This window comes from Streptomyces sp. NPDC093261 (assembly GCF_044753645.1).
Lineage (GTDB): Bacteria > Actinomycetota > Actinomycetes > Streptomycetales > Streptomycetaceae > Streptomyces.
In genome coordinates, this window is record NZ_JBIVNO010000001.1 from 184,058 (window position 1) to 205,897 (window position 21,840).

The 21,840-nt window shown below is 70.9% G+C and carries 20 protein-coding genes; 8 read left to right on the forward strand and 12 right to left on the reverse strand.

The window, feature by feature from the left end:
- Nucleotides 1-14 precede the first annotated feature (14 nt).
- Nucleotides 15-1,814, reverse strand: a complete 1,800-nt coding sequence (locus tag ACIP94_RS00890) for an ankyrin repeat domain-containing protein (protein ID WP_402417784.1) — start codon at nucleotides 1,812-1,814, stop codon at nucleotides 15-17.
- A 68-nt stretch (nucleotides 1,815-1,882) separates the two neighbouring features.
- A complete protein-coding gene (gene aroQ / locus ACIP94_RS00895; RefSeq protein ID WP_402417786.1) occupies nucleotides 1,883-2,356 on the reverse strand; it encodes a type II 3-dehydroquinate dehydratase in 474 nt (157 codons plus the stop codon).
- Between the two features lie 103 nt (nucleotides 2,357-2,459).
- Here aroQ and ACIP94_RS00900 point away from each other — a divergent pair, with 103 nt between their 5' ends.
- Together ACIP94_RS00900 and ACIP94_RS00905 are read left to right on the forward strand one after the other, a co-directional pair.
- The gene (locus ACIP94_RS00900) at nucleotides 2,460-3,524 is read left to right on the forward strand and encodes a S66 peptidase family protein (protein WP_402417787.1); all 1,065 of its coding nucleotides are present in this window, start codon (nucleotides 2,460-2,462) and stop codon (nucleotides 3,522-3,524) included.
- 101 nt (nucleotides 3,525-3,625) lie between these two features.
- The gene (locus tag ACIP94_RS00905) at nucleotides 3,626-4,930 is read left to right on the forward strand and encodes an MFS transporter (RefSeq protein WP_402417788.1); all 1,305 of its coding nucleotides are present in this window, start codon (nucleotides 3,626-3,628) and stop codon (nucleotides 4,928-4,930) included.
- A 63-nt stretch (nucleotides 4,931-4,993) separates the two neighbouring features.
- Here the strand turns inward: ACIP94_RS00905 and ACIP94_RS00910 are convergent, their stop codons facing one another.
- The 6 genes from ACIP94_RS00910 to ACIP94_RS00935 all read right to left on the reverse strand — a co-directional run bounded on the left by ACIP94_RS00910 (nucleotide 4,994) and on the right by ACIP94_RS00935 (nucleotide 13,309).
- On the reverse strand, nucleotides 4,994-6,094 hold the full coding sequence (locus ACIP94_RS00910; protein ID WP_402417790.1) for a calcium:proton antiporter: 1,101 nt from the start codon (nucleotides 6,092-6,094) through the stop codon (nucleotides 4,994-4,996).
- 136 nt (nucleotides 6,095-6,230) lie between these two features.
- Nucleotides 6,231-7,232 carry a TerC/Alx family metal homeostasis membrane protein gene (locus ACIP94_RS00915; protein ID WP_402417792.1) on the reverse strand — a complete coding sequence of 334 codons (1,002 nt, stop codon included), beginning with the start codon at nucleotides 7,230-7,232 and terminating at the stop codon, nucleotides 6,231-6,233.
- Nucleotides 7,233-7,516: 284 nt separating this feature from the next.
- Nucleotides 7,517-9,481, reverse strand: coding sequence for a TerD family protein (locus ACIP94_RS00920; protein WP_402417793.1), 1,965 nt, complete (start codon nucleotides 9,479-9,481; stop codon nucleotides 7,517-7,519).
- Between the two features lie 45 nt (nucleotides 9,482-9,526).
- A complete protein-coding gene (locus ACIP94_RS00925) occupies nucleotides 9,527-10,105 on the reverse strand; it encodes a TerD family protein (RefSeq protein WP_402417795.1) in 579 nt (192 codons plus the stop codon).
- Between the two features lie 159 nt (nucleotides 10,106-10,264).
- Nucleotides 10,265-12,403: an excinuclease ABC subunit UvrB gene (uvrB, locus tag ACIP94_RS00930; protein WP_402417797.1), complete on the reverse strand. Its 2,139-nt coding sequence runs from the start codon at nucleotides 12,401-12,403 to the stop codon at nucleotides 10,265-10,267.
- Between the two features lie 39 nt (nucleotides 12,404-12,442).
- Nucleotides 12,443-13,309, reverse strand: a complete 867-nt coding sequence (locus tag ACIP94_RS00935; RefSeq protein WP_402417798.1) for an MHYT domain-containing protein — start codon at nucleotides 13,307-13,309, stop codon at nucleotides 12,443-12,445.
- A gap of 280 nt (nucleotides 13,310-13,589) precedes the next feature.
- Between ACIP94_RS00935 and ACIP94_RS00940 the strand changes: the two genes are divergently transcribed.
- Nucleotides 13,590-14,465: a glycerophosphodiester phosphodiesterase gene (locus tag ACIP94_RS00940; RefSeq protein WP_402417799.1), complete on the forward strand. Its 876-nt coding sequence runs from the start codon at nucleotides 13,590-13,592 to the stop codon at nucleotides 14,463-14,465.
- Between the two features lie 82 nt (nucleotides 14,466-14,547).
- The gene (locus ACIP94_RS00945; RefSeq protein ID WP_402417801.1) at nucleotides 14,548-15,102 is read left to right on the forward strand and encodes a methylated-DNA--[protein]-cysteine S-methyltransferase; all 555 of its coding nucleotides are present in this window, start codon (nucleotides 14,548-14,550) and stop codon (nucleotides 15,100-15,102) included.
- A gap of 13 nt (nucleotides 15,103-15,115) precedes the next feature.
- Here the strand turns inward: ACIP94_RS00945 and ACIP94_RS00950 are convergent, their stop codons facing one another.
- Nucleotides 15,116-15,544 (reverse strand): VOC family protein, encoded by a 429-nt coding sequence (locus tag ACIP94_RS00950; RefSeq protein ID WP_402417803.1) that lies wholly within the window; start codon nucleotides 15,542-15,544, stop codon nucleotides 15,116-15,118.
- A 99-nt stretch (nucleotides 15,545-15,643) separates the two neighbouring features.
- Here ACIP94_RS00950 and ACIP94_RS00955 point away from each other — a divergent pair, with 99 nt between their 5' ends.
- Entirely contained in the window at nucleotides 15,644-16,549 is a 906-nt protein-coding gene (locus ACIP94_RS00955) for a pseudouridine-5'-phosphate glycosidase (protein WP_402417804.1), read from the forward strand.
- Nucleotides 16,546-17,451, forward strand: a complete 906-nt coding sequence (locus tag ACIP94_RS00960) for a carbohydrate kinase family protein (protein ID WP_402417805.1) — start codon at nucleotides 16,546-16,548, stop codon at nucleotides 17,449-17,451. Before ACIP94_RS00955 ends, ACIP94_RS00960 begins: the two co-directional genes overlap by 4 nt.
- Nucleotides 17,452-17,522: 71 nt before the next feature.
- Here ACIP94_RS00960 and ACIP94_RS00965 read toward each other — a convergent pair whose 3' ends face one another.
- Nucleotides 17,523-18,317, reverse strand: a complete 795-nt coding sequence (locus ACIP94_RS00965) for a methyltransferase domain-containing protein (RefSeq protein WP_402417807.1) — start codon at nucleotides 18,315-18,317, stop codon at nucleotides 17,523-17,525.
- 208 nt (nucleotides 18,318-18,525) lie between these two features.
- Between ACIP94_RS00965 and corA the strand changes: the two genes are divergently transcribed.
- Nucleotides 18,526-19,653 carry a magnesium/cobalt transporter CorA gene (gene corA, locus ACIP94_RS00970; protein WP_402417809.1) on the forward strand — a complete coding sequence of 376 codons (1,128 nt, stop codon included), beginning with the start codon at nucleotides 18,526-18,528 and terminating at the stop codon, nucleotides 19,651-19,653.
- A 90-nt stretch (nucleotides 19,654-19,743) separates the two neighbouring features.
- Here corA and ACIP94_RS00975 read toward each other — a convergent pair whose 3' ends face one another.
- Both ACIP94_RS00975 and ACIP94_RS00980 read right to left on the reverse strand, forming a co-directional pair.
- Complete coding sequence (locus ACIP94_RS00975; protein ID WP_402417811.1) at nucleotides 19,744-20,169, reverse strand: CBS domain-containing protein; 426 nt, start codon at nucleotides 20,167-20,169, stop codon at nucleotides 19,744-19,746.
- A 153-nt stretch (nucleotides 20,170-20,322) separates the two neighbouring features.
- A complete protein-coding gene (locus ACIP94_RS00980; RefSeq protein WP_402417813.1) occupies nucleotides 20,323-20,964 on the reverse strand; it encodes a uridine kinase in 642 nt (213 codons plus the stop codon).
- Nucleotides 20,965-21,118: 154 nt separating this feature from the next.
- On the opposite strand from ACIP94_RS00980, the gene ACIP94_RS00985 reads away from it, so the two are divergent.
- On the forward strand, nucleotides 21,119-21,808 hold the full coding sequence (locus ACIP94_RS00985) for a DUF2293 domain-containing protein (RefSeq protein ID WP_402417814.1): 690 nt from the start codon (nucleotides 21,119-21,121) through the stop codon (nucleotides 21,806-21,808).
- Nucleotides 21,809-21,840 lie beyond the last annotated feature (32 nt).

Consider the following 21,840-nt stretch of genomic DNA (forward strand, 5'->3'; position numbering starts at 1 on the left):
CCCGCCGCCCGTCCTCATGGCAGCAGCGGGCTGCCCTCCGGTATCTCCGCCCACCGCCGCGGCGGCCCCGCGACCGCGTGCTGGTCGGTCAGGCGCACCCCACCCCGGTGCGAGGCGTACGCCAGCTTGCCGGCGTCCCACATCCCGGGCCTGTCCCACTGCCAGAAGCGGTACAGCCAGTGCAGGTCGGGCTCGTCGCCCCAGACGGACCCGATCTCCTCGTGCTGCTCGCTGCGGCCGTCTCGCGAGAACTCGCCGAAAGTGCCTCCCTTGGGGTTGAAGTAGAGCCCGTACGCGGTGGTGCCGGGGGACAGCGCGTCGAGCACCGCTTCGGTGCTCACCGTGTATCCCATGGGCTGGAGGAGCACACAGCCACCCGGCACACCGGTCACCCCCACGAAACGGCCGGCCTCCTCGCCGTAGGGGTCGAAGCCGTCGGGTCCCGTTCCGTACGGGCCCGGCTCCGCGTCGAGGTCGAGTGCGGCGGAGAGGGCCGGGTCGGCGCCCAGACGCCGTATCACCGTCTCTTCGTCGAGCCCGGCCACGAATGCGAACGACGCTCCCTCGGTGTGGACGTCGTGGAAGACGGCGGCCCTGCGGTCGGCGTCCTCCTGGGCCGCGCGCTCCTCGGCGGTGAGCGGCACCGCGCCCGGCAGTTCCTCGAAGAGCGGGGCGAGTGCGGTGGTGAGCGCCAGTCTGCCGGGGGACCGTCCACCCAGTTGCGGACTCCAGGCGTCCGCGCCCGCGGCGAGCAGCATCTCCACGGTCTCGCGCGCGCCGTGGCAGACCGCCTCCCACAGCGGGGTCCGGCCGTCGTCCGCCGGGATGTCCACGTCCTCGACACGGCGCAGGAACTCCGCGACGACCTCGGGCGAGTCGTGCTGCGCGACAAGGTGCAGCGGGGTCTCGCGGCTCCAGGGTGCGAGTGGGGCGATGGGATCGGCGCCCCGGGCCAGCCGTGCTCTGACGAGGCCGATGTCCTTCCAGCCGTCGCGGGTCATCCCCTCCCAGTCGTCGCGGTCGGGATCGGGTCGCGGCGGTTGGGACGGCCCGTCGTCGATACGCCCGGCGGGGCCGACGATGGTGGTGACGATCTCCCCCGGTCCTGTGGCGACGAGGAGGCCCGGCACGCTCTCCTCCGCCGTGGGGAGGAGGATGCCCGGCAGGCTCCCCTCCTCCGCCATGGAGGCATTCCGCTCCTCCTCGGGGGGCTCGTCCTCCCGCGCCGGCCAGATCTCCACCGCGTCGTCGGCCGCGGCCCGCAGCGCCCTCGCGTCGATCTCCGTGCGCGTCTCGGGCACCCCCTTGTCGGGCCATTCCACGACCAGGTGCATCGGACCCGCGGGCGGCAGCTGCGACAGATGCAGGTCGATGCCGTAGTGGAACCCGCCACCGCCGCCACCGCCCAGTTGGAGGGTCGGCCGGGGACTGCCGCCAGCGGGCCGGGGCCAGTGCTGTCCGTCCAGGGTGGTCACCCGCCGCCCGTCGGCGAGCAGCACCCCGAACCGCAGGGCTCCGGGACCGCCCCGGGCGCCCCAGGGGATGGGGTGCTCCGAGTGGTCGTCGCGGAAGGTCCGCAGGAAGATGCCCAGCCGTAAGGTGACCGATCCGGGCCAGACGTCGGAGCCGATGAGCATGATGCGCGCGTCGGGGCCGGCGCCGACCTCGCTGACCTGGGGCACGCGAGCCGGCACGAACCAGTGGGCCGGCGGGAACGACTCGTCGTCCGCCCGCGGATAGGGGCCCAGCCGATGCGTGTGGGGCCGCGGCTCACTCGGGATTTCCGGCAGGATCAATCCGTCGAAGAAGTTCATGAGTTGATCGTGGCACCCGCCACTGACAACCGGACTGAGCGTCTCCGCTCATCTGCGATGACGGCGCGTCACGACCCCGTGCGTCCCGCCCCCGCCAGCGTCGCGACCCGCTCCACCGCGAACGCGTATCCCTGCACACCGCATCCGGCGATGACGCCGTCCGCGCGCAGGGACACGTACGAGTGGTGCCGGAACTGCTCGCGCTGGTGGATGTTGGAGATGTGGACCTCCACGACCGGCACTCCGTCACAGGTGTTGAGCGCGTCCAGGATCGCGACGGAGGTGTGCGAGTAGGCGGCCGGGTTGATCACGATCCCCGCGTGGTTCAGCCGCGCTTCCTGGATCCACTCCACCAGTTCGCCCTCGTGGTTGGACTGACGGAAGTCCACCGTTCCCCCGTAGGCGGCCGCCGTCTTCACGCACAGCGCCTCTACGTCCGCGAGCGTGTCGGAACCGTAGATCTCCGGCTGACGCTGCCCGAGGAGATTCAGGTTGGGGCCGTTGAGGACCATGATCGGGGCATGGGCGAGGGTACGGGGCACGGTTCCTCCGGTCCGTTCGGGTCTGCCGGCCCACGCGGGACCGCTGCACGGCCCCCGGTTTATCACGATGCGCCCGGCAGACGGCGCCGCATACCCTCCGGTCATGACGCGGCCGAAGCATCCGACGCACCCGTTGTACCCGCCCAAGCCGGCCCCCGATGATCGCGTCGCCGTGCTCTCGCCGTCCTCGGGGCTTCCGGCCCTGTACCCCCTCCCTTTCGAACTCGGCCTCGAACGGCTCCGCACCGAGTTCGGACTGGAACCCGTCGAGTATCCGACGACCCGGAAGATGGGTGCGACCCCGCGGGAGCGTGCGGACGACCTCCACGCGGCGTTCGCCGACCCGAGCGTCAAGGCCGTCATCGCGTCGATCGGCGGTGACGACCAGATCACCGTGCTGCCCTTCCTGGACCGGGAGTTGATCCGTGCCCACCCGAAGCCGTTCTTCGGGTACAGCGACAACACCAACCTGCACGCCTTCCTGTGGAACACGGGCATCGTGAGCTACCACGGCGCCTGCGTCATGACCGAGTTGGGCCGGCCCGGCGCTATGGCGCCCCTGACCGCCGCGTCCCTGCGCGCCGCCCTGTTCACCTCCGGTGAGTACGAGGTGAGGCCGGCCGAGCGCTGGCGAGACAAAAGCGGCGACTGGGCGGATCCCTCGACCTTCGACGCCGAACCGGAGACCCGGCCCGGCTCGGGCTGGACCTGGCTGAACGCGGATCGGGTGGTCGAGGGCCGCAGTTGGGGCGGCTGTCTGGAGATCGTCGGCTGGCTGCTCATGGCCGACCGCGAGATACCGCGCGATCCCGGGGCCGACGACGGCGGGGTGCTCTTCCTGGAGACGTCGGAGGAGATGCCGAGCGGCGAGGAGGTCTTCCGCCTGCTGCGGAACATGGGTGAGCGTGGTCTGCTCCAGCGCTTCCCCGCACTGCTCATGGGCCGGCCGAAGACGTGGTCGCTCGAGCACCCCAACAGCCCGGCAGCGGGCACCCGTTACGCGGCGGAGCAGCGCGAGGCGGTGGTGCGCGCCCTGAAGACCTATGCTCCCCACACCATGGTCGTCTTGGATGTGGATCTCGGACACACCGATCCGCAGGTCGTCATCCCGTACGGCGGCACCGTGCGCGTGGATGGTCCTGCCCGGCGCATCACCGTGACGTACTGATCACTTCGCGGGCCCCGGGCGTACGCCCTCTCCCGTCACCTCCTGCACCGAGCCCCCATGCGCCCCCGTAATCGCCGGTCACGGTGGGTAATTGAGGCAGCATGCACGATGTACGCAATGTGAGGGCGCCTTCCCTGCTGCGGCTCGCGGCCGCCTCACTGGCGGGGACCGCCATCGAGTTCTACGACTTCTTCGTCTACGGGACCGCCGCCGCCCTGGTCCTGGGACCTCTGTTCTTTCCCACCTTCTCGCCGCTGGCGGGCACGCTGGCGGCCTTCGCCACCTTCGGAGTGGGCTTTCTGGCCCGTCCGCTCGGCTCGGTGCTGTTCGGGCACATCGGGGACCGGCGCGGAAGACGGCCGGTCCTCATCGCCTCCCTGGTGCTGACCGGCACCGCGACGGTGGCGGTCGGCTGTCTGCCGACGTACGGCACGATCGGCACGGCCGCGCCCGTGCTCCTTCTGGTACTGCGCTTTCTCCAGGGGCTCGGGCTCGGCGGGGAGTGGGGCGGTGCGGTGCTGCTGACCATGGAACACGCGCCGCCCGACCGGCGCGCCCTGTGGGCGAGCTTTCCGCAGGTGGGCCCCTCACTGGGGTTTGTGCTGGCCAATGGCACGGTGCTGGGGCTGTCCGCGACGCTGTCGGACGCCCAGTTCGCCTCCTGGGGGTGGCGGATCCCCTTCTGGGCGGCGGGTCTGCTGGCGGCAGCGGGTCTGTGGCTGCGCGGCTCGGTGACGGAGAGTCCGCTCTTTCTCGAGATCGACGACCACGCGCGCGTGCCGCTCGCCGAGGTCGTGCGCGTCCACTGGAAGCTGGTGCTGCTCACGGCCGGTGCCCTCGCGGTCGGGTACGCGGTCTTCTACTCCGTGACCACGTGGTCCCTGGCCTACGCGACGGAACGGCTCGGCGTGAGCCGGCCGGTCATGCTGACGTGTGTCATGGCCACGGTTCTGGTACAGGGCGCCCTGACCCCTCTCGCGGCCCTCCTGGGGGACCGCTACGGGCAGCGGTCGCTGTGCATCACGGGATGCGCCGGTGTCGCCCTGTGGATGTTCCCGATGGTCGCGCTGCTGTCGACGGGCGTGCCCCTGCTGATGTTCCTGGGATTCCTGGGAGCGCTGCTCCCCTTCCTCACGATGTTCGCCGTGACCGCCGCGTATCTGCCGGAGCTGTACGAACCCCGGCTGCGCTGCACGGGAGCGGCCGTGGGCTACAACCTCGGAGGAGTGCTCGGCGGCGCTCTCACCCCGATCGTGGCCACCACGCTGGCCGGGCACGGGGGCCGGGTGCCCTGGGGGGTCGGCGCCTACCTGACGGCCGTGGCCCTGGTCAGCCTGGGGTGCTTCGCGCTGCTGCCGGAGATCCGTCCCGTACCCGTCCCGGTGACGGAACCCGCGCCCGGGTGAGCGGACGCGAGCCCACCGGCGCCCGCGTGCCGGCCGGCCCGCCGGGCATGGGCGCCGGGCCGTCTACGGGGTCACCGCCAGTTCCAGGTACGCGGCGAACAGCACCAGGTGCACACCGCCCTGAAGCGGCGTGGCACGCCCGGGCACCACGGTCAGAGAACTCACCACCACGGTCAGGGCGAGCAGCACCATGTGAAGGGAACCAAGACCGAGGACGAGCGGGCCGGACAGCCACAGGGATGCGAAGGCGACGGCGGGGATGGTCAGGCCGATGCTGGCCATCGACGAGCCGAGGGCCAGATTGAGACTCGTCTGGACCCGGTCGCGGCGCGCCGAGCGCAGGGCGGCGATGGTCTCCGGCAGCAGCACGAGCAGCGCGATCACCACCCCGACGACGGACTGCGGCATGCCCGCCGCCGCCACACCGGACTCGACGGCGGGCGATACCCCCTTGGCGAGTCCGACGACACCGACGAGGGCCAGGGCGAGCAGGCCCAGGCTGAGGGCGGCGGCACGGGCGGACGGCGCGCCGGCGTGGTCGTCGGCGCGGATCACCTCTCCCTGCCGGGTGATCGGGAGGAAGTAGTCCCGGTGGCGCACCGTCTGGGTGGTCACGAACAGCCCGTAGAGGATCAGTGAGGAGATCGCGGCGAAGGTGAGCTGGGTCGGGGAGAACTCCGGACCGGGCTTGCTCGTGGTGAACGTCGGCAGCACCAGGCTGAGGGTCGCCAGGGTCGCGACGGTGGCGAGCGCCGCCCCGGTTCCCTCGGGGTTGAAGACCGCGATCCCATGGCGCAGCGAGGCCACAAGAAGGCTCGCGCCGACGACGCCGTTGCAGGTGATCATCACGGCCGCGAAGACCGTGTCACGCGCCAGGGTCGCGCTCTTGGCACCGCCGTCGGCCATGAGGGTGACGATGAGCGCGACCTCGATGACCGTGACCGCGACGGCGAGGACGAGCGACCCGAAGGGCTCTCCGACCCGGTGCGCGACCACTTCGGCGTGATGGACAGCGGCCAGGACGGATCCGGCGAGGACCACCGTCACCAGGACGACGACCCCACCGGGCTGAGCGCGCCCCCAGGTGAGGGTCAGAAGGACCACCGCGGCCACCGGCACGATGGCCGTCCATCGCGCCGCGAGTGCTCGGAGCCCGGCGACCATGCTAATGATCGTCGCAGACCCCTGCGGGGCCCGCATGCCCGGTCAGGGCGCCGCCGCACCGCCCGACGCCCGCCGCGGGAATGCGCGGCGACGCGCCGCGCATTCCCTTCGGGCCGCCTGCCGCGATCCGGTGCGCTCACGCCCCGACGCTGTTCTTCCCCGCGCCCTCGCCGCCCTTCCGCGCCGTCTCCGTCGCCTCCCGCTGCCTGGAGGCCGTCAGGCTGGTGATCGTCGTGACGACCAGTACGGCGCAGATGACACCCAGGGAGACCGGTATGGAGATCTCGGGGGCGTGCACACCGGACTCGTGGAGCGCGTGCAGCACCAGTTTGACCCCGATGAAGCCCAGGATGATCGACAGGCCGTAGGAGAGGTGGACCAGCCTCTTGAGCAGGCCGCCGATGAGGAAGTACAGCTGCCTCAGGCCCATCAGCGCGAACGCGTTGGCCGTGAAGACGATGTACGGATCCTGGGTCAGGCCGAAGATGGCGGGGATGGAGTCGAGGGCGAAGAGCACATCGGTGGTGCCGATCGCGAGCATCACGACCAGCATCGGCGTCATGACCCGGTTGCCGTTCTGCCGGATCCACAGCTTGGTGCCGTGGTACCGGTCGGCCACCCCGAAGCGACGCTCGGCTGCCTTCAGCAGCTTGTTCTCCTCGTACTCCTCTTCCTCCTTCCCGGTCCTGGCCTCCTGGATCAGCTTCCAGGCCGTCCAGATCAGGAAGGCGCCGAAGAGGTAGAAGACCCAGGAGAAGGACGAGAGGATCGCGGCGCCCGCGGCGATGAAGCCGGCCCGCAGGACCAGGGCTATGAGCACGCCGATGAGGAGCACGCGCTGCTGGTACGGCGAAGGCACCGCGAACTTCGCCATGATCAGGACGAAGACGAAGAGATTGTCGACGCTGAGCGACTTCTCGGTGATGAAGCCCGCGAGGAATTCTCCGGCCGGCTGCCCGCCGCCGAAGACGAGCAGGCCGAGGCCGAACAGTCCGGCCAGGACGATCCAGACGACCGTCCAGACACCTGCTTCCTTGATCGACACATCGTGCGGCTTGCGGCCGATGAGGAAGTCGGCCGCGATGAGGGCGGCGAGGCCCACGATCGTCAGGCCCCACAGGGCCAGGGAAACATTCACTGCGCCTCCGGCAGTACGTCACGGCAGTTTCAGCGTCGTCGGTGCCGGAGGTCTCTTCCACCCGAGGATTCCGGGGCGCGTGACGCGTCCGGTGCCTGCGGGCCGACGCCCCGGGATCTGGCCTGATCCGTACTGACGGGTGCGCCGCTGCAGATAGGGAGTACTCCCCTCCGTGGGAGAGACAGTACCTCAATCACCAAGGAAAGGTAAAGGGCAGGGTAAAGTAAAGTTCAAAATCCCAGGTCTACGCAGCTTTACTCACTCTTGGCGAACAAGTGATCGGGTCAGCGGTTCCAGGCGCGGCGGGCCTCCGCGACCCGGCTGAGCACCTGGGCGAGTACCTGGCTGCCCCGTGGCACGCGCGGCGGCTCGTAGGTCCACGCATGGCCGACCCAGGGGTCCGCGAGGTGGTCGTCGGGAACGGGGGTGAGCCGCAGCAGGGAGCGCCAGAGCGGGTCGAGCAGCGGACCGTAGCCTGCGGCGTCCTCCCGGTCGGCGACCATCATCAGCTGCACGCCGACGGACGGGCCCTCGTCCGCGAGATAGCGCAGCCGGGTCACGGCCCGGTCGTCGAAGCCGTGCGGGAAGTCATGGACGATCAGCAGACGCCCGGCGGTGTCGAGGCCCGGCGGCAGAGCGTCCGAGGCGCCGCCGCGCGCTGCCATCTGGAGCAGGTCGACGCGCTGGGTCAGCCGGGTCAGCACATCGGCGACACCCGCGCCGCCGACGGCGGGCGGCTCGACGAGCACCCCGGACCGCACCAGGGGGGCGAGCGCCGGGGCGCCCGAACCGGCCGGGTCGATCACCTGCACCGCGAACTCATCGGGCGGGTACACCGCCAGCAGCCGTGCCGCGTGCACCACGGCCGTCTCCATGGCGAGCCGGCGCAGCTCGTCGGAGTCCACGAGCGGGTCGAAGGATCCGGAGCGGCCGCTGTCGATCCACAACCCGCGCTCCAGCGGCAGCCTCACCAGCATGGGGATGCGCAAGGTCTCGCTCTCGGGAAGGTGTAGATCTCCGAGGCGCGCGGCCATGGGGATCTCCATCGGCACCCGGTATCCGTGCCAGACCGGGTTGTCCCAGCGGGCGAACGCCGGGGGCAGCGCGGGCTCGACGACATCCGACTCAGCGCTGAGCTGGCTGAGGTCGCGGTCGAGCGAGGCCCTGGCCTGGGTGACGAGTCGGGTGTGCTTGCTCCGGGCCGCCTCGCGCGCCGCGTCGCCCTGCCCGCCGATCCGGTTGCGCGGATCGGCGAGCGCCTTGTCCAGCTCCCGCTCCAGGCGGGAGTCGGCGAAGTCGACGGCGCTGCGGTACGCGGCGGCCGTGCGCGCCAGGTCCTCGAACATGCCCCACACCTGGTTGTAAAGGCGCTCTTCCATGGACCAGCCGGTGGCGTCGCCCGCGACGGGCTGTCCTGGCTGCCCCGGCGGGGTGGCGGGCCCGGTCGGCGGGGGCGTCGGCGGTGCCGCGCTGCTCCGCCCCGGGTGCACATGGCTGATCGGGCCGCCGGAGGCCGGTTGCGGGACGGGATCGGGCGAGCCGGCCACGTCGTACGGAGATCCCTCACGGGGTACGCCCGGAGAGTCCTGGTGGGGCGGTACGGGGCCGGAGGCCCCCTGGGGTGCCGCCGGGGTGGCCGTCTGCCGAGTGCGGTCGCCGTCGGGGCTGCGCGGCGGAGGCGGTGCGATCGAGCGGGCCAGACCCTGGACCACGGCGTCGTTGATCCTTCCCGCGAGGGGCTCTGCCTCCGACAGGCCTTGGTCCGCGAGGAGCGCGGCGAGCCCGCCCGCATAGCCCTGGCCGACCGCGCGGACCTTCCAGGCGCCCTGCCTGCGGTAGAGCTCCAGCGCGATGACCGCGGACTCGGAGTCCAGGCCGCTGATGGTGTAGTGGGCGACCCCGGAGCCGTCGATGCCGGTGACCGTGGCGACGGGGGCGGCGAGGCCCCCGAACCGCGCCGGGCCGCCGGTCCCCGTGGGCAGGGCGAGCAGCACGCTGACCCGGTGCACACTCTCCGGCAGCGCGTCCAGATCGAACGCCAGCCGGTGGTCGGCCGCGGCCTGCCGGGAGACCTCCAGCCCGGGCAGCGCCGGCGCGCCCGGATGGGCCACCCACTCGACGCCGGGCACCCTGCCCCGTGCGTCGGCGAGCGTGGCCCCGGCCACGACCGGTGTGCCGGCCGACACCCGGACCTCGAGGCGGGCCCGCGGAAGCGGATGGTTCTGCCCCCGGACCAGCTCGGCCGTCATCGCCTCGTCCCCCTGTGTCGCTGTGTGTGTCCGGCGTCCGGAGGCCTACAGATGCGGCAGGATCGCCGGCATCAGGTCCTGGAAGGTACGCCCGTTGGCCGGGGTGCCCAGGGCCGTCATCGTCCAGCCCGTGCCCGCGCGGTGGACCTTGGCCATGATCTGAGCCGTGTACGCGCCCCCGCCGGCCAGCGTGTAACGGGCCAGCTCCTGGCCGCTGGTCTCGTCGACCAGACGGCAGAACGCGTTCTGCACCTCCTGGAAGGTCTGGCCTGTGAACGAGTTCACGGTGAAGACGATCTGGTCGATGTGGACCGGAACGCGCTGCAGATCGACGAGGATCGCCTCGTCGTCGCCGCCCTGTCCCGCTCCGCCGACGAGGTTGTCGCCCGTGTGCCGCACGGATCCGTCGTCGCTCACCAGGTGGCGGAAGAAGACCACGTCCACGGGCTGTTTGTCCGCGAAGAGCACGGCGGACGCGTCGAGGTCGATCTCCCGGGTGCGCGAACCGAACAGGCCGCGCCGGGGGGCGGCCTGCCAGCCGAGCCCCATGCGCACCGCGGTCAGCGTGCCTCCGTCGTTCTTCTGCAGGCTGATGGCCTGCCCCTTGGTCATGTTGACGGTCACGCGCCGTCCCCTCTCGAAGCGTCCCCTGTGGGCCGCGGACTCCGCGGATGCCAGAACCCTACGCAGCGCCACTGACAGTGACGAACCCCGGACCGCGCTTTGTGTCGGTGTTGCAACACATCGCGAACATTCCGGGGTCCGTCACGGGTGGCGGGGCCGTCAGGCCAGGCCCGCCTCCCTCATCTGACGCAGTTCCTTCTTCATCTCGGAGACCTCGTCGCGCAGCCGGGCCGCGATCTCGAACTGCAGGTCCGCGGCCGCGGCCCGCATCCGCGCCGTCAGCTCCTCGATCTGCTCGGCGAGTTCGGCCGCCGGACGGTCGGTCGGGACCGTCTCCTTGGCCTTGCCCTTGGCGGCCTTGGCGGCCTTCGCCGACTGGCCGCCGAGCGAGGGGACGGGGGCCTTGGCGCCCTTGCCGTCCGTCGTCTTGCGATAACCGGTGCCGAGCAGCTGCTCCGTGTCCACGTCCTCGCGGGCGATCTGCGCCACGATGTCGTTGATCTTCTTGCGGAGCGGCTGCGGGTCGATGCCGTTCGCCTTGTTGTACGCGATCTGCTTCTCGCGGCGGCGGTTGGTCTCCTCGATGGCCTTCTCCATCGCCGGAGTGATCTTGTCGGCGTACATATGGACCTGGCCCGAGACGTTGCGCGCGGCACGCCCGATGGTCTGGATGAGGGAGGTCCCCGAGCGCAGGAAGCCCTCCTTGTCGGCGTCGAGGATCGCCACCAGGGAGACCTCGGGCAGGTCGAGGCCCTCCCGGAGGAGGTTGATGCCGACCAGGACGTCGTACTCACCGGACCTCAGCTCGCGCAGCAGCTCGACGCGGCGCAGGGTGTCGACGTCGCTGTGCAGATACCGCACCTGGATGCCGAGTTCCAGGAAGTAGTCGGTGAGGTCCTCGGCCATCTTCTTGGTGAGCGTGGTGACGAGGACGCGCTCGTCCTTCTCGGTGCGCTTGCGGATCTCGTGCACCAGGTCGTCGATCTGGCCCTCGGTGGGCTTGACCACGACTTGCGGGTCGACGAGCCCGGTGGGGCGGATGATCTGCTCGACCTGGCCGTCGGACCGGGACAGCTCGTACTGCCCCGGGGTCGCCGAGAGATAGACGGTCTGGCCGATGCGCTGCTGGAACTCCTCCCACTTCAGCGGGCGGTTGTCCAGAGCCGAGGGCAGACGGAAGCCGTGCTCGACCAGGGTGCGCTTGCGGGAGGCATCGCCCTCGTACATGGCACCGATCTGCGGCACCGTGACGTGTGACTCGTCGATGACGAGCAGGAAGTCCTCCGGGAAGTAGTCGAGCAGGGTGTTCGGCGGGGAGCCGGGCTCGCGGGCGTCGAAGTGCATCGAGTAGTTCTCCACGCCGGAGCAGGTGCCGATCTGTCGGAGCATCTCGATGTCGTACGTCGTGCGCATGCGCAGCCGCTGGGCCTCCAGGAGCTTGCCCTGCTTCTCGAGCTCGGCCAGGCGCTCCTCCAGCTCCTTCTCGATGCCGTTGATCGCCCGCTCCATGCGCTCGGGTCCCGCGATGTAGTGGGAGGCTGGGAAGACGTAGAGCTGCTCGTCGTCGCTGATGACCTCGCCGGTGAGCGGGTGGAGGGTGGAGAGGGCCTCGATCTCGTCACCGAACATCTCGATGCGGACGGCCAGCTCCTCGTAGACCGGGAAGATCTCGATGGTGTCGCCGCGCACCCGGAAGGTGCCGCGGGTGAACGCCATGTCGTTGCGCGTGTACTGGATGTCGACGAAGCGGCGCAGCAGCTGGTCGCGGTCGATCTCGTCGCCGACCTTGAGGCTGACCATCCGGTCCACGTACTCCTGCGGGGTACCGAGGCCGTAGATACAGGAGACCGAGGCGACCACGATGACGTCACGACGGGTGAGCAGCGAGTTGGTCGCGGAGTGGCGCAGGCGCTCCACCTCCTCGTTGATCGAGGAGTCCTTCTCGATGTAGGTGTCCGACTGCGGGACGTATGCCTCGGGCTGGTAGTAGTCGTAGTACGAGACGAAGTACTCGACCGCGTTGTTCGGCAACAGCTCGCGGAACTCGTTGGCCAGCTGGGCCGCCAGCGTCTTGTTCGGGGCCATCACCAGGGTTGGGCGCTGGAGCTTCTCGATCATCCACGCGGTGGTCGCCGACTTGCCGGTGCCGGTCGCGCCCAGCAGGACGACATCCTTCTCACCTGCGCGGATGCGCTTGTCCAGCTCGGCGATGGCCGTGGGCTGGTCACCGCTGGGCTGGTAGGGGCTGACGACCTCGAAAGGCGCCACCGAGCGTTCGATCTGGGAAACGGGCCGCATGTTCTCCACCGTACGACCCCGCACTGACAACGGGGGCGGTCACCGGTTCTGCGGGGTCCGGGAGCTGCGCTGTACGGTGCGCCGGCGGGGGCGGGGGGACGGATGCCGCCCGGTGTGGGTGACCTGGGGATGGGCCGGGATCCCGGGCTTGCGCTCCACCGGGGTCCAGTCGGGCTTGCCCATGACCATCAGCGGGTCGAACACCACGACGACGCCGGCCAGACACAGGAAGGCGAGCGGGCCGATCATCATCGGGGCGAGCAGGGCGGCGGGCGCGTGACCGTCCGGGGTTCCGCCGACGCCGTGCAGGTGGACGCTGAGGGCGGCCATGCCCGAGTAGTGCATGCCGGTGACGGCGAGTCCCATGACGAGGCTCGCCCCGAGGCTCCAGAGGAAGCCGCGGATCTGTCCGGCCGCCCAGAGGGCGGCGGTCGCCGCGACGACCGCTATGACGACGGACACGGCCACGGTGAGGGTGTTGTACTCCAGCACGCCGTTGAGACGTATCCCCGCCATCCCGAGGTAGTGCATCGAGGCGATCCCCAAACCGGTTATGGTGCCGCCGGTGAACAGCGCCACCCCGGTCGCGCCCCGGTATCCCACGATGAAGACGCCGACTCCGACCATGACGATGGCGACGGCGAGGCTCGCGAACGTGATCGCCATGTCGTAGTGGATCGGGGTCTCCCGGACCGTGAACCCCATCATGGCGATGAAGTGCATGGTCCAGATGCCGGAGCCCATGGCGGCCGACCCCAGGGCGAGCCACCCGGCCCGCCAGGACTGGGCCACCATCATCGATCTCGTGGTGCAGCGCAGACCGAGCGCGCCGCCGAGGCAGGCCATGAGGTACGCCACAACCGGAGTGACAAATCCGTAGCTGAAGCCGTCGACGGTGCCCTGCATACGCGGCGGCCCTCCTCACCCTGATGCGTCCCGAAACACGGAAATGCCCCCAGTCCCCAGGACCGCGACGGCGGTCGGGGGTGTGGCAGAGAGTATGACCCCCACCGGAACGGACGAACGATTTTCCGGCAAAAGAAGCACGACGCTGCCGCACTTGTGCGGCGCTTGTGAGCGCTTTCGGGCAACCCCCGCGAATCTGTGCCCGCCTCGCACGGTCACTTACTTGACTCACTGCTGCCACTCTGGTGCTGTATGTGATCGCCCGATGCGAGGAGTACGCATGCACGCGCGCGTTGCAGTCGCCGCCACAGCCATCGCGTTGTTCGGAATCGGCATCGCCATACTGCCGACGCGTCACGCCGGCGCCGCGGGCGGTGACCGACTGGTCGTCGTCGCCCATCGCGGCGCCTCCGGCTATGCGCCCGAGAACACCCTGGCCGCCATCGACAGGGCGGCCGCCATGGGCTTCGGCTGGGTCGAGAACGATGTGCAGCGCACCAAGGACGGCCGGCTCGTCGTGATCCACGACGCCACACTGGACCGGACGACCAACGTCAAGAAGCTGTTCCCGCACCGGGCGCCCTGGCGGGTGAAGGATTTCACCGCCAAGGAGATCGCGCGCCTGGACGCGGGAAGCTGGTACGGCCGCCGGTACACGGGGGTGCGCGTACCGACGCTGCGGCAGTACATGGAGCGCCTGTCGCACAACCATCAGAGCCTGGTCCTCGAGATCAAGAACCCGGAGCTGTACCCGGGCATCGAGCGCGAGACCCTGGCTCTCCTGGACAAGGAGGGCTGGCTCGACTCCGGCCACCTGAGGAACCGGCTGATCGTCCAGAGCTTCAGCGCGGCCAGTGTGCGCACGGTGCACGAGCTGCGACCGGCGATCAGGACCGCGTACCTGGGGACGCCCCGGATGGAGGAGCTGCGGGCGTACTCGCGGTTCGCCGACCAGATCGACGCGTCTTACACCAGGCTCTCGCCCGGCTATGTCTCCGCGGTGCACGCGCTCAAGGGGCCGCACGACAAGCCGATGAGGGTCTTCGCCTGGACCGTCAACGGCGCGGACGAGGCCCGACGGGTGGACGGCTTCGGCGTGGACGGTGTCATCACGAACGTCCCCGACGTGGTGCGGACGGCGGTCACGGCCCGCTGATCCCGCGGCGCCCGCGGGCCGCGGCCGGCCGCCCGGCCCCACCCACGACGGCGTTGTCGGTGCCGGGTCGTACGGTGGCCACATGAACAGTGACGTGCAGGACGAGCAGCACCTGGTGTGGACCGTGGTCACCACGGACATCGGCCCCCTGCTGCTGGCCGCGACGCGCGACGGCCTGGTGAACGTGGTGTTCCACGCGACGGAGGCCGTGCGCGACAAAGCCCTGGCGCGCCTCGCATCCCGGCTCGGCACGGAGCCGGTCAAGGCCCCGGACGCTCCGCTGCTGACCGAGGCGATACGCCAGCTGTCCGCCTACTTCGCCGGTGAACTGCGCGACTTCACGCTGCCGTTGGACTGGTCCTTGATCACCGGCTTCAACCGGCAGGTGCTGCGCGCACTGGCTTCCGGCGTGCCGTACGGCACCGTGGTGGGGTACGGCGACCTGGCCGGCCGGGTCGGCCAGCCGGGTGCGGCCCAGGCCGTGGGGATGGCGATGGGCTCGAACCCGCTGCCGGTGGTCGTGCCGTGCCACCGCGTGGTGGAGAGCGACGGCGGCATCGGCGGGTTCGGAGGCGGGCTGGAGACCAAACGCAAGCTGCTCGCCCTCGAAGGGGTGCTTCCGGAGCCGCTCTTCTGACCCGCTCCGCGGGCTACTCGTAGTGCCGTGCCTCGAAGACGTTCCCGTCCGGGTCGCGGAAGTAGAAGCTGCGCCGGGCCGCGCCACGGGCACCGGAGGAGCCGTAGGAGAAGTCCGAGACGGGGACGGCCCGCTCCTCCAGACGGGCCCTGAGCTCCTCGAAGCCGCCTCCCGTGAGGGCCAGGCAGACGTGGTTCACCGGATGCCCGGCGCTCTCGGCGGCTCCCGGCACCATCCTCATGTCCGTGGCCAGGGAAAGCGGGGCGAGATCGAGAATGGTCTCCTCATTGAGCCGCACGGAGGGAAACGGCACCTTGCCCTCGGTGAAATCGGCGACCCCGAGCGTTTCCAGGCCGACCGCTTCCTCGTAGAAACCGGCGGCGGCGACCGGGTCCCGGACCCACAGGACGACATGGTCGAGACGTGGCGAGTTGTCCGTCATGCATCCAGGCTGGTGTTCTCTCCCCACGGCTCGCAAGTGTTTGGCCGCGGACGCCGCCCGCCAGAGATGAGGGAAGACCGAGAGACAGGAGGCACGCGCGTGCTGATGGTGTCCGAAGAGGTGCGGGAGGCCCTCGCCGCCCGCAGGCCGGTGGTGGCCCTGGAGTCGACGATCATCGCGCACGGGCTGCCCCGTCCGCGGAACCTCCGGGTCGCGCTGGAACTGGAGGACCTCGTACGGCAGCAGGGCGCCGTACCGGCGACGATCGCCGTCCTGAACGGCCAGGCCCATGTCGGGCTGGACAAGGAGCAGATCGAGCGAGTCGCGAACGAGGAGGGGATCCGCAAGCTGGGCCACCGTGACCTGCCGCTCGCGGCCGCGACGGGCGTGAGCGGGGCGACGACGGTCTCCGCGACGGCCCTGCTGGCCTCACTCGCCGGGGTACGCGTCTTCGCGACGGGCGGACTCGGCGGGGTGCACCGGCAGTGGACCACGACCCATGACGAGTCCGCCGACCTGGGTCTGCTGGCCAGGACGAGGATCACCGTGGTGTGCGCGGGCGTGAAGTCGATCCTGGACGTGCCGGCGACGCTGCAGCGTCTGGAGACGCTGGGCGTGGCGGTGGCCGGTTACCGCACCGACCGCTTCCCGGGCTTCTATCTGTCCGACTCCGGGCACCCGGTGGACTGGACCCTTGAGTCCCCGGAAGAGGTGGCGGGCGTCATGCGGGCACAGGACGCGCTCGGCGGTCCGCAGTCGGCGCTCATCGTCGCTCACCCCGTTCCGGAGGAGGAACAACTCGATCCACAGCTCCACGCGCGTGTGCTCTCCGCCGCGTTGCAGGCGTGCGAGGACGAGGGGGTCACCGGTCAGGCGGTCACACCGTTCCTGCTCGACTATCTGGTACGGCAGACCGAGGGAGCCTCGCTGAGCGCCAACCTGGCGGCGGTGCGCGGCAACGTGCGCCTCGCGGCACGGATCGCGGCGGCCTGGGCCAAGGCGTGAGCGGGGCTCTGCTCGTCGTCGGGGACGTCGTCACGGATGTCGTCGCCCGGCACTCGGGCCCGCTCGCGCCGGGCACGGACACCGCCGCCGTCATCCGTACGCTCCCCGGCGGCGCCGGTGCGAACGTGGCCTGTTGGGCGGCCCATTGGGGCTGTCCGGATGTGCGGCTGCTCGGACGCGTCGGGGCCGATTCCGCAGCCTGGCACGAACGGCAACTGACCGGGTCGGGAGTACGGTCCCATCTGGTCGTCGACGCCGAGGCGGCCACGGGAACGGTCATCTGCCTGGTGGACCGCAGCGCCGCCGCGGAGCGCACCTTCCTCACGGACAGCGGGGCCTGCCTGCGGCTGGACCCCGGCGACTGGTCGGACGCGCTGCTCGACGGTGTCGCACGCCTGCATCTGTCGGGCTATCTGCTGTTCTCCGAGCCGAGCCGGGCGCTGGTGAGGGTGGCCTTGGCGGCGGCACGCGCGCGTGGTGTACCGGTGAGCATGGATCCGGCGTCGGCCGGGTTTCTCACCGAGCTGGGCGTGGGCCGGTTCCTGACGCTCGCCGAAGGCGTCGATGTGCTGCTCCCCAGCCGGGACGAGGCGTGTCTGCTGACCGGGCTGCCCGACCTCGCGGACGCGGCCGCCAAGCTGAGCCGCCATCTGCCCCTGGTGGTCGTCAAGCAGGGCGCGGAGGGGGCACTGGTGGCCGTGTCGGGAACGGTCCGCGCCTGGATCCCGGCGGTCCCCGCCATCCCGCGGGACACGACGGGCGCGGGCGACGCCTTCACCGGGGCCTTCCTCGCGGCCCTCCTGTCAGGGGCGGAGCCGGAGGAGGCGACGGCGCAGGGGTGCAGGGCCGGGGCCATGGCGGTGGAGAACGTGGGAGGCAGGCCCCCGGCCGGCGCCGGGTAGGCGGCCGAGCGGCACGGCCGGCGTCGGCGGCCGGCCGTGCCCCGCCGGGCGCCGACCTCCCCGGTGCTCCTCTACCCCTTGCGGCCCCAGGCCGAGATCAGGGGGGCCGTGGCCAGGTCCATCGTGCCGGACGCGACGTGGGACAGATGGCGGTCGATCTCCTCGTCCGTGGCAAGGCCGGCGGCGACGAGCCGGTCGCGGATCTGACGGATGGTCGCGGCTTCGAGGGCCGCGCAGGCGGGCGAGGCGATCGGGAAGTACGCGTCGGCCTCCACCTGCCGCAGCCCCGCCTCGCGCAGCAGGCGCGGAAGCCGGCGGCCGTAGGAGAGGTCGGCGCCGCGGTCGGCGAGGAGCGTGCGGAAACCCTGGCGCAGACGGTTGGCGAGCTGCTGCTCGGGGCCGTACTCATCCGGGCAGATGAGGGGCTGGAGCGCGGGATCGGCGTCCTCGATCAGCAGCCGTCCGCCGGGGCGCAGGGCCTTGATCATCGACTGCAACGCCCTTTCACGGTCCGGTACATGGACGAGGACGAGCCGGGCGTGAACCAGGTCGAATCTCTCCCCCGGCGGCTCCTCGGTGCCGACGTCGTGGGTGCGGATCTGGATCGGGGGGCGGGCGGCCGACACCGCCCACGAGGTGTCGATGTCGGTGGCGAGGACCCTTCCCGTCGGACCGACCTTCTTGGCCAGCCAGGAGACCACTGACGGGCCGCCGGCGCCGACCTCCCAGCAGCGCCAGCCGGGTCCGATACCGAGGTTCTCGATGTGGCGGAACGTCGTGGGATCGAAGAGGGCGGAGAGCGCGTCGAAACGCCGACCCGCCTCGGCCTGCTGGTTGTCGAGGAGATACCCGTCGCTCGCGGTCATACGGCGATCATCCCAGCTCTCCGCCCCGGCCGTGCCCGACGACGCTCCGCGGGACCGGTGCACGGTGGCCGCACCACCCGCCCACCAGCCAGGTATCGAAGCGGAACTTTCCGTTTCCACAGGCTTTTCCGGCGATCGAGGCCGACTGGCAGACTGGCTCGCGAAGGCGCGGAGTACGGCGCAAGGAGATCCACGCAAGGAGATCCAGATGTCCATGGCAGGGAATCTGCGGAAGGTCACGGGCCTCGACAGGGTCGGTGGCCTCCGTAAGGTGGCGCGATTGGCGCGGCAGCGGGCGCGCGTCGATCTGAGCCACCCGGCCCGGTCACCCCTGGGCTCGGCGGTCGTCAACTGCGTGACATATCAGAAGGGGGTGCGCGTTCCCGCCGGCGAGGATCCGGTCGACGCCGTGCAGCGGGTCCGCGAGAGCGCCGACGGGTTCGTCTGGCTCGGGCTGCACGAACCGACGGACCAGGAGTTCGCGGGGATCGCCGAACTCTTCGATCTGCATCCGCTCGCGGTCGAGGACGCGATCGAGGCGCATCAGCGCCCGAAGCTGGAGCGGTACGGGGAAACGCTGTTCGCCGTCTTCAAGACCGTCTGCTACGTGGAACACAAGCAGTTGACCGCGACGAGCGAGGTGGTGAGCACCGGCGAGATCATGGTGTTCATCGGTCCCGCCTTCGTCATCACGGTGCGACACGGACGGCACGGCTCGCTCGGCCCGCTGCGTGAGGAGCTGGAGGCCCACCCCCAGCAGCTCGCGAAGGGCCCCGCCGCGGTGCTGCACGCGATCGCCGACCAGGTGGTGGACGACTATCTGCGTGTCACGGACGCGGTGCAGGAGGACATCGACCAGGTCGAGACGGACGTGTTCGCGGAGAACAGCGCGCGACTGGATCCGGGCCGCATCTATCAGCTCAAACGCGAACTCCTCGAGCTGAAGCGGGCGGTGGCGCCCCTGGATCGCCCCATCCAGGAGCTGGCCACCAGGCCGATCCGGGTCATCGACCCGGAGATACAGGCGTACTTCCGGGACGTCTCCGACCATCTGCTGCGCGCCATCGAGCAGATAGCGGCCTTCGACGAGCTGCTCAACTCGATCCTTCAGGCCCACCTCGCGCAGGTGAGCGTCGCTCAGAACGAGGACATGCGCAGAATCACCGCGTGGGCCGCGCTGATCGCCGTGCCGACGATGGTCTGCGGTGTGTACGGCATGAACTTCACGTACATGCCCGAGCTGCACTGGAAATTCGGCTACCCACTGGTTCTGGTCGTGATAGCCGTCGCCTGTCTCGTTCTCTACCGGGGGTTCAAGCGCAACGGCTGGTTGTGACCCGCCGCGCCTGCGCCCGGAGGCGCCCGGCCCTCGGGGGGTGTCCGCCGGTGCCGCCGGTCCGAACCGGCCGACCGGCCGGCGGAAGGGTCAGCGCGTGCTCCTCGCGTAGACGTTCTCGACCCACTCGACCATCTGACCCTCCGGCAGGTGCTCGGCCAGGTCGACTTCGCTGATCATGCCGACGAGGCGCTTGTTGTCGATGACGGGAAGCCGGCGGATCTGGTGCCCCTCCATCTCCTGGAGCACCTCGCTGATGTCGGCCTTCGCGTCGACCCAGCGCGGTGTGCCCTGGGCCATGTCGCCCGCGGTCACCCGTGAGGGGTCGTGGCCCATGGCCACGCAGCCGACGACGATGTCGCGGTCGGTGAGGATGCCGCAGAGCCGTTCGTTCTCGTCACTGATGGGCAGCGCGCCGACGTTGAGTTCGCGCATCAGCTGGGCTGCGCGGTCGAGGGTCTCATGCGCGGGGATCCACTGGGCACCACGGTGCATGATGTCTCCGGCGGTGGTCATGTAGTACCTCCCAAGGCCGGACGGCCGGCGCGGCACGGGACGCACCGCATGTCCCGGCGCCCTCAATTCTCGCCGTGCCCGCACGGTGGCGCACCCGGAAACGCGGGACGGGCGGGTGCGGCCGGGCGGGCGGCAGGGGGACCGGGCGGGGGTTCAGCCGCTCCAGGCGGGGTGGCGCGGGTCGTCCGCGCGGACCAGGACATCGGCGAGGGCGCCCGGGTCGGTCTCCGCCTCGTAGCGCTCGAAAGCGGGAAGGGTCCAGTGCTCGGACTCGGGGGTGCGGCGGCGGAGGGCGCCGGCCGACAGGAGCACATGCACGGTCAGATCGAAGGGGAACCAGTGCCTGAGGAGGAGGGGACCATGGAGTAGCAGAAGGCCACCGGGCGGAAGTCGGACGTAGGAGCTCCGCGTGGCGCGGTCGGCGATCGGGTCCCACAGATCGGGCAGGACGCTGCCGTTGCCGCCGGGCTCGAGGGGGCCGAAGATCTCACGCCACAGGGCGCCGGTGTCGAGCCATCCTTCGTAATAGGAGTCCGGGTCCCGGTGGCCGTGTTCCAAGCGGACGGACGCGGGGCGCAGGAAACCCTCCGCGCCGACGACGACCGAGGAGCGGCCACGTATCCGCAGGGCGTCGGACACACGCTGAGCGAGGTCGCCGGGGCGCGCGGCGGGGGCTCCGTCGAAGGCGACGCGGGTCCAGGGGCTGCCGTCGTCGGGCTTCAGGTCGAGCAGCCGGTCGGCGAGGAGGTCGCCGAGCCGCTCCCAGGTGATCGCTTCAAGTCGCACAGGGCCCATGATGCCGCGCCACCAGGGTGGAACCACGACGCGGCCGGTGATCCCGCGCAGGGACCGGGCTCTGCGAAGCGACCGAGGCGCGGGGCGCGTCGCGGCCGCCGCCGGCACGGGGTCCCGCGGGGTCGCCGCTCGGCCGGGCGGGAAGGAAGCGGGTATGGCACCGAGGGCAACTCTCCCACCTGGTGGCGGACTTCTGGTCTTCCAGCCGCTGAGGCGGCGGCACTGCGCCGCGTGCCGCCGCGGGCCTTTGTCGTTGCTGGTGCTGGAGGAGGGGGCGCCCCGGTGCCTGGACTGTGCGGACCTCGGGCATCTGGTGTTCCTGCCGCGCGGCGACACGGCGCTGACCCGGCGGTCGCGGGAGGCCAGTGCGCTCTCGGCGGTGGTGGTGCGCTTCAACCGGCGGCAGGGCCGGTACGAGCGGCAGGGAGTGCTCGTCGAGGCGGCGGCGCTCGCACTGGCCGAGGAGCGGTGCCTGGCGGATGCGGAGGCCAGGCGCAGACGGCGGGCGCGGGACGCCCGGCGCCGCGCGGCCGAGGACCTGCGGTTCACGGAGGCTTTCGCACGGGAGATCCGCCGGTTGTTTCCCGGGTGCCCGGCCGGGCGTGCGGAGGAGATCGCGGCGCATGCCTCGGTGCGCGGGAGCGGACGGGTCGGCCGCAGCGCGGCGGGGAGGGCGCTGTCGGCGGACGCGGTGACGGCCGCGGTGCGGGCGTCGGTACGGCACCTGGAGACGCCGTACGACCGGCTGCTGATGAACGGGGTGGCGAGACCCGAGGCGCGCCGGCGCATCGCGGAGAGCGTGGAGACGGTGCTGCGGGAGTGGCGGTTCCGAGAGGCGGCTTGACGGCGCCTGCACCGGCCGGATGGGCCCCGCCA

What these genes read in the sequence shown, in the direction of transcription:
- ACIP94_RS00890 (WP_402417784.1), bottom strand. Translation starts at nt 1,814, where the DNA reads ATGAACTTCTTCGACGGATTGATCCTGCCGGAAATCCCGAGTGAGCCG.
- ACIP94_RS00900 (WP_402417787.1), top strand. Translation starts at nt 2,460, where the DNA reads ATGACGCGGCCGAAGCATCCGACGCACCCGTTGTACCCGCCCAAGCCG.
- ACIP94_RS00905 (WP_402417788.1), top strand. Translation starts at nt 3,626, where the DNA reads ATGCACGATGTACGCAATGTGAGGGCGCCTTCCCTGCTGCGGCTCGCG.
- ACIP94_RS00910 (WP_402417790.1), bottom strand. Translation starts at nt 6,094, where the DNA reads ATGGTCGCCGGGCTCCGAGCACTCGCGGCGCGATGGACGGCCATCGTG.
- ACIP94_RS00920 (WP_402417793.1), bottom strand. Translation starts at nt 9,481, where the DNA reads ATGACGGCCGAGCTGGTCCGGGGGCAGAACCATCCGCTTCCGCGGGCC.
- uvrB (WP_402417797.1), bottom strand. Translation starts at nt 12,403, where the DNA reads ATGCGGCCCGTTTCCCAGATCGAACGCTCGGTGGCGCCTTTCGAGGTC.
- ACIP94_RS00935 (WP_402417798.1), bottom strand. Translation starts at nt 13,309, where the DNA reads ATGCAGGGCACCGTCGACGGCTTCAGCTACGGATTTGTCACTCCGGTT.
- ACIP94_RS00940 (WP_402417799.1), top strand. Translation starts at nt 13,590, where the DNA reads ATGCACGCGCGCGTTGCAGTCGCCGCCACAGCCATCGCGTTGTTCGGA.
- ACIP94_RS00945 (WP_402417801.1), top strand. Translation starts at nt 14,548, where the DNA reads ATGAACAGTGACGTGCAGGACGAGCAGCACCTGGTGTGGACCGTGGTC.
- ACIP94_RS00950 (WP_402417803.1), bottom strand. Translation starts at nt 15,544, where the DNA reads ATGACGGACAACTCGCCACGTCTCGACCATGTCGTCCTGTGGGTCCGG.
- ACIP94_RS00965 (WP_402417807.1), bottom strand. Translation starts at nt 18,317, where the DNA reads ATGACCGCGAGCGACGGGTATCTCCTCGACAACCAGCAGGCCGAGGCG.
- corA (WP_402417809.1), top strand. Translation starts at nt 18,526, where the DNA reads ATGTCCATGGCAGGGAATCTGCGGAAGGTCACGGGCCTCGACAGGGTC.
- ACIP94_RS00975 (WP_402417811.1), bottom strand. Translation starts at nt 20,169, where the DNA reads ATGACCACCGCCGGAGACATCATGCACCGTGGTGCCCAGTGGATCCCC.
- ACIP94_RS00980 (WP_402417813.1), bottom strand. Translation starts at nt 20,964, where the DNA reads ATGGGCCCTGTGCGACTTGAAGCGATCACCTGGGAGCGGCTCGGCGAC.
- ACIP94_RS00985 (WP_402417814.1), top strand. Translation starts at nt 21,119, where the DNA reads ATGGCACCGAGGGCAACTCTCCCACCTGGTGGCGGACTTCTGGTCTTC.